Origin of the sequence: Sandarakinorhabdus sp. (assembly GCF_032115815.1) — a bacterium.
Taxonomy (GTDB): domain Bacteria; phylum Pseudomonadota; class Alphaproteobacteria; order Sphingomonadales; family Sphingomonadaceae; genus Sandarakinorhabdus.
Genome location: NZ_JAUMBI010000034.1, coordinates 1 through 6,710 on the forward strand (window position 1 = coordinate 1; position 6,710 = coordinate 6,710).

9 protein-coding genes are annotated in these 6,710 nt (G+C 64.1%); 5 read left to right on the top strand and 4 right to left on the bottom strand.

Going from position 1 to position 6,710, the window contains the following annotated elements; all coding sequences use genetic code 11:
• The first annotated feature begins 25 nt into the window (after window positions 1–25).
• From RT662_RS01905 to RT662_RS01915, 3 genes are all read left to right on the top strand, one after another.
• Window positions 26–172 (top strand): cation:dicarboxylate symporter family transporter, encoded by a 147-nt coding sequence (locus RT662_RS01905; RefSeq protein WP_313668701.1) that lies wholly within the window; start codon window positions 26–28, stop codon window positions 170–172.
• Window positions 172–1,269, top strand: a complete 1,098-nt coding sequence (locus tag RT662_RS01910) for a pyridoxal phosphate-dependent aminotransferase (protein WP_313668691.1) — start codon at window positions 172–174, stop codon at window positions 1,267–1,269. Before RT662_RS01905 ends, RT662_RS01910 begins: the two co-directional genes overlap by 1 nt.
• A gap of 72 nt (window positions 1,270–1,341) precedes the next feature.
• A complete protein-coding gene (locus RT662_RS01915) occupies window positions 1,342–2,382 on the top strand; it encodes an aspartate-semialdehyde dehydrogenase (RefSeq protein WP_313668693.1) in 1,041 nt (346 codons plus the stop codon).
• Here RT662_RS01915 and RT662_RS01920 read toward each other — a convergent pair.
• Entirely contained in the window at window positions 2,379–2,603 is a 225-nt protein-coding gene (locus tag RT662_RS01920; protein WP_313668695.1) for a helix-turn-helix transcriptional regulator, read from the bottom strand. The two genes, RT662_RS01915 and RT662_RS01920, sit on opposite strands and share 4 nt — an antisense overlap.
• A gap of 3 nt (window positions 2,604–2,606) precedes the next feature.
• Complete coding sequence (locus RT662_RS01925; protein ID WP_313668696.1) at window positions 2,607–3,344, bottom strand: hypothetical protein; 738 nt, start codon at window positions 3,342–3,344, stop codon at window positions 2,607–2,609.
• On the opposite strand from RT662_RS01925, the gene RT662_RS01930 reads away from it, so the two are divergent.
• Entirely contained in the window at window positions 3,338–3,940 is a 603-nt protein-coding gene (locus RT662_RS01930; protein WP_313668697.1) for an outer membrane beta-barrel protein, read from the top strand. The two genes, RT662_RS01925 and RT662_RS01930, sit on opposite strands and share 7 nt — an antisense overlap.
• A gap of 70 nt (window positions 3,941–4,010) precedes the next feature.
• Here RT662_RS01930 and RT662_RS01935 read toward each other — a convergent pair whose 3' ends face one another.
• Entirely contained in the window at window positions 4,011–4,646 is a 636-nt protein-coding gene (locus RT662_RS01935) for a 3-oxoacid CoA-transferase subunit B (protein WP_313668703.1), read from the bottom strand.
• Window positions 4,643–5,353 (bottom strand): CoA transferase subunit A, encoded by a 711-nt coding sequence (locus RT662_RS01940; RefSeq protein WP_313668698.1) that lies wholly within the window; start codon window positions 5,351–5,353, stop codon window positions 4,643–4,645. The genes RT662_RS01935 and RT662_RS01940 overlap by 4 nt, the downstream gene beginning before the upstream one ends.
• Before the next feature lie 288 nt (window positions 5,354–5,641).
• On the opposite strand from RT662_RS01940, the gene RT662_RS01945 reads away from it, so the two are divergent.
• The coding region (locus RT662_RS01945; protein ID WP_313668699.1) for a pyridoxal-dependent decarboxylase at window positions 5,642–6,710 on the top strand (1,069 nt) is incomplete at its 3' end.

Genomic DNA, 6,710 nt, shown 5'->3' on the forward strand with positions numbered 1-6,710 from the left:
GTCCATCACCTTCCTCGCCGCCTGCGTGCCAATCGCCAATGCCATGGGCGTGCCCATCGCCGTGCTGCCGGTACTGCTGGCGGTGGAGCTGGTGCCCGACGTGTTCCGCACGCTGGGCAATGTGACGGCTGATCTGGCGGTGACCGCCATCCTTGGCCGCAGGAAAGCATAGTGGAACTTCCGCCATTCGCGCTGGATGAATGGCTGGCGACCTATAACTTCGCCACACCGCCGATTGCATTTGATCTAGCCTCCAGCACCGGCCCCGGTTTCACGGTGGCAGCGCTGACGCAGTTGGGGGGCGCCGGCCTCGACATCGGCGAGATCGCGCTCAGATATGCGCCGCCACAGGGCGCGCTGGCGGTGCGCACTGCCGTCGCCGCCTTTCACGATGCAGATCCTGACTGGGTGGTGATGGCCACCGGCGCGTCGGAAGCGCTGTCAATCATGCTGTGTCTCGTCAGCCAGCCCGGCGCTCATGTTCTCATCCCCGATCCAGCATACCCGGCCTATGCCGCCATGGCGCAGACGCTGGGATTGAAGACGCAAGCCTATGCTGTCGGCGGCACAAGCGGCTTTGCGTTCAGCGCCAAGGCAATCCTGGCCGCCGTCACCGCGGACACTGCGCTGGTCATCCTCAACACGCCGCACAACCCGACCAGCGTGGTGATGCCACGAACCGAGATCGATACACTGGCGGCCGCTCTCGCTGAACGGTCGATCCGGCTGCTGGTCGACGAAGTCTATCACCCGCTCTATTTCGGCGCGCCCCAGCGATCGGCCGCCGGCATCGCCAATGTCGTGGTGATCAGCGACCTGTCGAAAGCGATGTCGCTGCCCGGCCTGCGCACCGGCTGGATCATCGAACCTGATGCCCGGCGCCGCCAGGCCATGATCAACGCCCGCAGCTATTTCACCGTCAGCGGCTCACCCGTGCTGGAACATCTGGCCGCCCATGCACTGGTGCACCGGCAGGCGATTTTGGACCGGCTGCAGCAGGTCGCCGAAACCAATCTGGCCCTGCTGGCGGCGCTGATCGATGGTTCCGCCGGGCAATTGGCGTGGACCGCGCCGCAGGGCGGCACCACCTGCTTCCCTTGGTTCCGCGATGGCCGCAACAGCCGGCCCTTCTGCACGGCCGCAGCGGCTGCCGGCGTGCTGATCGCGCCGGGCGACTGTTTCGGCCACCCCAGCCACTTGCGGATCGGCTTCGCCCACCAGGCCAAGGGTTTTGACGAAGCCATCAGGCGGATCGCTGCGCTGCTCTGAGGGCGGCTTCACACGGTTAATATTGGACTCTGCGCCCTGATGCGCTAACAGCCGCAGCCCAAGGAGTGACACATGGGCTACAAGGTCGTTGTTGTGGGCGCCACCGGCAATGTCGGGCGCGAGATGCTGAACATACTGGCGGAACGGCAGTTCCCGCTCGACGATATTGCTGCCGTCGCCTCGTCGCGCTCGGTGGGCGACAAGGTCGAGTTTGGCGAGACCGGTCGCGAGATCAAGGTGCAGAACCTTGAGCATTTCGATTTCACCGGCTGGGATATCGCGCTGTTTGCCGCCGGTTCCGGCCCGACGAAGATCTATGCCCCCAAGGCCGCGAGCCAGGGTTGTGTCGTCATCGACAACAGCAGCCTGTATCGCATGGATCACGACGTGCCGCTGATCGTGCCGGAAGTGAATCCGGAAGCCATCGACGGCTATAAAAAGCGCATGATCATCGCCAACCCCAACTGCTCCACCGCGCAGATGGTGGTGGCGCTGAAGCCGCTGCACGATGCCGCCATCATCAAGCGCGTCGTGGTGAGCACCTACCAATCAGTTTCCGGCGCCGGCAAGGACGGCATGGACGAGCTGTTCACCCAGAGCCGCGCCATCTTCGTGGGCGACGAGCCGGTGAACGAGAAGTTCACCAAGCGCATCGCCTTCAACGTGATCCCCCACATCGACAGCTTCCTTGGGCCGGACAGCGGCATGGACGGGTACACCAAAGAAGAGTGGAAGATGACGGTGGAGACCCGCAAGATCCTCGATCCCGACATTGAGGTGACGGCGACCTGCGTGCGCGTGCCGGTCTTCGTCGGCCATAGCGAAGCCATCAACGTCGAATTCGAAATGCCGCTCTCCGTCGCCAAGGCGCAGAGCCTGCTGCGCGAAGCGCCGGGCATCATGCTCGTCGACAAGCGGGAAGACGGTGGCTACGTCACCCCCGTCGAATGCGTCGGCGATTATGCCACCTTCGTCTCCCGCGTGCGCAAGGATCCGACCGTGGAGCATGGCCTGGCGCTGTGGTGCGTGTCCGACAATCTGCGCAAGGGTGCGGCACTGAACGCGGTGCAGATCGCCGAGCTGTTGGGCCGCCGGCACCTTAAGAAGGGCTAATCGGTTTCATCCGGGCCGTTGGAATCGAACGCCAGCAGGTCACCCGGCTGGCAATCGAGCACGCGGCACAATTTCGCCAGCGTGTCGAAGCGCACGCCCTTCACCTTGCCGGATTTCAGCAGCGACAGGTTGGTTTCGGCCATGCCGATGGCAGCCGCCACATCGCGCGCCTTCAGTTTGCGCCGGGCCAGCATGACATCAAGGGTGACAATGATCGCCATGGTTCAGACGATCTGATCAAGATCGGCCTGCATGACGGCGGCATGATCAAGCACGCCGGCCAGGCTGCGCAGCGCCAGACCGACAGCAGCGACCCCGACCAGTAGCGCCGAACCCGTGGCCGTGCCGTGCTGGATTTCGCCGATGACCAGGGCCGATACCGCGGCTGATACCATCCATTCACCGCTGCGCCGGACATGCTGTGCCGTTACTGGTGCCAGCAAGGCGCCGCCTTCGAGATGGCTGAACAGCCGTTGCCCCTGCCAAACAGTACCCAGCAGCAGAACCGCCGGCAGCAATGCGATCAGCCGTTCGCCTATGGCAGGGCTGCCGGCGCGATCCCCCGCGACCAGCACGGCACCGAGCTGCTTCAGCGGCACATAGGCCTCGGCAAACAGCGAGAGAGCGGCAAAAGCGAACAGCACACTGAGCAGGCGGGCCATGCCGCTGAAATCTCCCTGCAGGGTTTGCAATCGATGCTTGATGTCGGTCACTTTTTGTCTCCAGTCATATTCTTTATGCAAAACATAAAGAATATGCTGATTGGCGTCAAGCGACGTGTTTCGGCTGGCCACCCTGCTGAAGGCCCGCTGAACGAAACAAGGCCAGTGTATGGCAAATGCACCACACCGCCACCAAATTGCCCAGCTTGGTTCAGGCCATGGCCAGCCAGCGGGGCCTAACCCCTTGTGCAGCCGGCCATCCCCATCGCCGGCGCAAAACAAGGAATACACCAATGTCACGTTTCGCTTTCGCTTTGCTCGCCGCCGCTGCCCTTGCTGGCCCGGCCGTTGCGCAGGAAGCCAAGAACTTCAACGGCCCGTTCATCGGTGCCCAGCTTGGTTGGCAGCAGGACCGTCAGTCGCTCGATCTCGGCACCGTGCCGCCCAGCACCGTCCGCGCCAAAGGTGACGGCTTCGCTTATGGTGGCCAGATCGGCTATGATTTCAACTTGGGCAGCGCCGTGCTCGGCGTTGAAACCTCGCTCACCGGCCGCACCGGCAGCAACCGCTTCCCTACCTTCGATCTGGAAGCCGGCCGCACCATCAACGTCACCGCCCGCGCCGGTTGGCTGGTGACGCCGGAAGGCCTGCTCTATGCCCGCGGCGGTTACAGCAACGCCCGATTCTCGGTCACCAACCCGGCCGGCGGCGCGGAAAACCGTGACGGCTACACCGTGGGCGCCGGTTACGAGCAGATGCTGGGCAAAAATGTCTCGGCCCGCATCGAATATGCTTACAGCGACTACGGCAACGATTCGCTGCCAGGTATCGGCGGCGGCGCCACCCTGAACTATCACCGCCATGCGGTGATGACCGGCGTGAACTTCCGCTTCTGATCTCCCCCGACCGGAGTGCGGGGCCGGCAGCAACCGCTGCCGGCCCCGCTTTCGTGTCAGGCCCAAGTGCTCAGCTGTCGAAATGACCTTCGGTGCGGGCCTTCAGCGTGTCCAGATCAACGCCCGGGGCCAGTTCGATCAGCTTGAACGCCGCGCCCTTGGCCGGGCGGGCCAGCACGGCGAGTTCGGAAATCACCATGTCCACCACGCCCTTGCCGGTCAGCGGCAGGGTGCACGCCGTCTTGAACTTGGCTGAACCGTCCTTGGCGTTGTGCTCCATCAGCACGATGATCTTCTTCACGCCGGCAACCAGGTCCATGGCGCCGCCCATGCCCTTCACCATCTTGCCGGGGATCATCCAGTTGGCGATGTCGCCATTGTCGGCCACTTCCATCGCGCCCAGGATGCTCAGATCGATATGGCCGCCGCGGATCATGGCGAAACTGTCGGCGCTGCTGAAGTAGCTGGTGCGATCGAGTTCGGTAATGGTCTGCTTGCCGGCATTGATCAGGTCCGGATCTTCCTCTCCGGCAAAGGGAAACGGCCCCATGCCGAGCATGCCGTTCTCACTCTGCAGCGTCACGTCCACGCCTTCGGGGATGAAATTGGCCACCAGGGTCGGCATGCCGATGCCCAGGTTCACATAGAACCCGTCCTGCAGCTCCTTGGCGGCACGGGCGGCCTGTTGATCACGCGTCCACATCAGGCGGGCTCCCTTTCCCGAACGGTGCGCTGCTCGATGCGCTTTTCATAATCGCGGCCAACGAACAATCGCTGCACGAACACGCCGGGCGTGTGGATATGATCAGGATCGAACGTGCCAGCCGGCACCAGTTCTTCCACCTCGACCACGGTCACCTTGCCGGCGGTGGCCATCATTGGGTTGAAGTTGCGCGAGGTCTTGCGGAAGATGAGGTTGCCATACGGATCGGCCTTCCACGCCTTCACGATCGACACGTCCGCCACCAGCCCGGTTTCAAGAATGAACGTCTCGCCGTTGAACTGCTTGTGCTCCTTGCCTTCGGCCACCAGCGTGCCAACGCCGGTTTTCGTGTAGAAGCCCGGAATGCCCGCACCGCCGGCGCGGATACGCTCGGCCAGCGTGCCCTGCGGGTTGAATTCCAGTTGCAGCTCGCCCGACAGATATTGCCGTTCGAACTCCTTGTTCTCGCCCACATACGAACTGATCATCTTGGCGATCTGCCGCGTTTCCAGCAGCTGGCCGAGGCCAAAGCCATCGACGCCAGCATTATTGGAGATCACGGTGAGGCCCTTAACCCCGGCATCGCGCAGCGCGGCGATAAGCTTTTCGGGGATGCCGCACAGGCCGAACCCGCCGGACATGATTGTCATCCCATCGAACAGCAGGCCATCAAGCGCGGTGGCGGCATCGGGATAGAGCTTGTTGGCCATGGGCGGCCTCCCTTTCATGTTGCATCTGCGAGATAGCTAGATTGTCGCAGCCGCGCCAGCCGCTTTTCTGCTCCGGGCCAGCCGAGCTGTAGGTTACAAAAGTTACGAAAAGTTCTGCATGCGCGCGCCCGTGCGCGCGATGCGCGGCCTGAACCAGGGCGGCGGACGCGGGGGCGAGCGCACGATGACAGGACCAAAGCCTAGCATTGCGGCCAGCCTGTAGGACAGGCGAACACGCTGTTTCAATCTCGCAAGACAGTGGCGCGCACCTCGGCTATGAGGCGCGCCATGAGCCCGCCAGACCCCACCCCCCTCGATTTGGCCGTCGCCGAAGGTCGCCGATTCATCGATAGCCTGGCGCAGCGCAGCGTGGGTCCCACCGGCAGCCGCGCGGACATTCTGGCGCCACTGCCCGCCAGCCTGCCCACACGCGGCATGGACCCCGCCGACGTGGTGCGCACCATCGCCCGCGCCGCTGAGCCGGGGCTGAACTGCAACAATTCCCCGCGCTTTTTTGCCTGGGTGAACGGCGGCGCCCTGCCGGCAGCGCAGGCGACCGACGTGCTGACCAGCCTGTGGGACCAGAATGCCGTGCTCGCCGCCACCAGCCCCGCCGCTGCCGTTCTGGAGGAAGTGGCCGCAAAGCTGTTGCTGGAGGCGCTGTACCTGCCTGCCGATTGCGCCGTCAGCTTCACCACCGGCTGCCAGATGAGCCATGCTGCGGCATTGGCGGCCGCGCGCCACCATGTGCTGGCCGGCGCGGGCTGGGATGTGGAGGTGAACGGCCTGTTTGGCGCGCCGCCGATCCGCGTGCTGGCCAATGCCCACCACCACGGCAGTGTCACAAGGGCGCTGCGGCTGCTCGGTTTTGGCACGGCATGCGTTGTGCCACTTGCCGGTGATACGCCGGGGCGTGTGGGGGTGGAAGAACTGAAAGTCGCGCTGGCACAGGCGTCGGGCGTGCCGACCATCGTCATCCTGAATGCCGGCGATCTCAACCTCGGGCAGTGCGATGATTTCGCCGCACTGATCCCGCTGGCGCAGGCCGCCGGCGCCTGGGTGCATGTCGATGGCGCCTTCGGCCTGTGGCTCGCCGCGTCCCCCCGCTTTGCTCACCAGGTCGCCGGCATCCAATTGGCCGATTCGATTGCCAGCGACGGCCACAAATGGCTGAACACACCCTATGATTGCGGCATGGCCATCACCCGCCATGGCGAGGCGCTGAAAGCGTCGATGAAGCTGACGGCGAGTTATCTCAGCCAGGATGGCGATACGCGCGATCCGATGAACTACACGCCCGAATGGTCACGCCGCGCCCGCAGCCTGCCGGTGCTGGCCGCGCTTATGGAACTGGGGC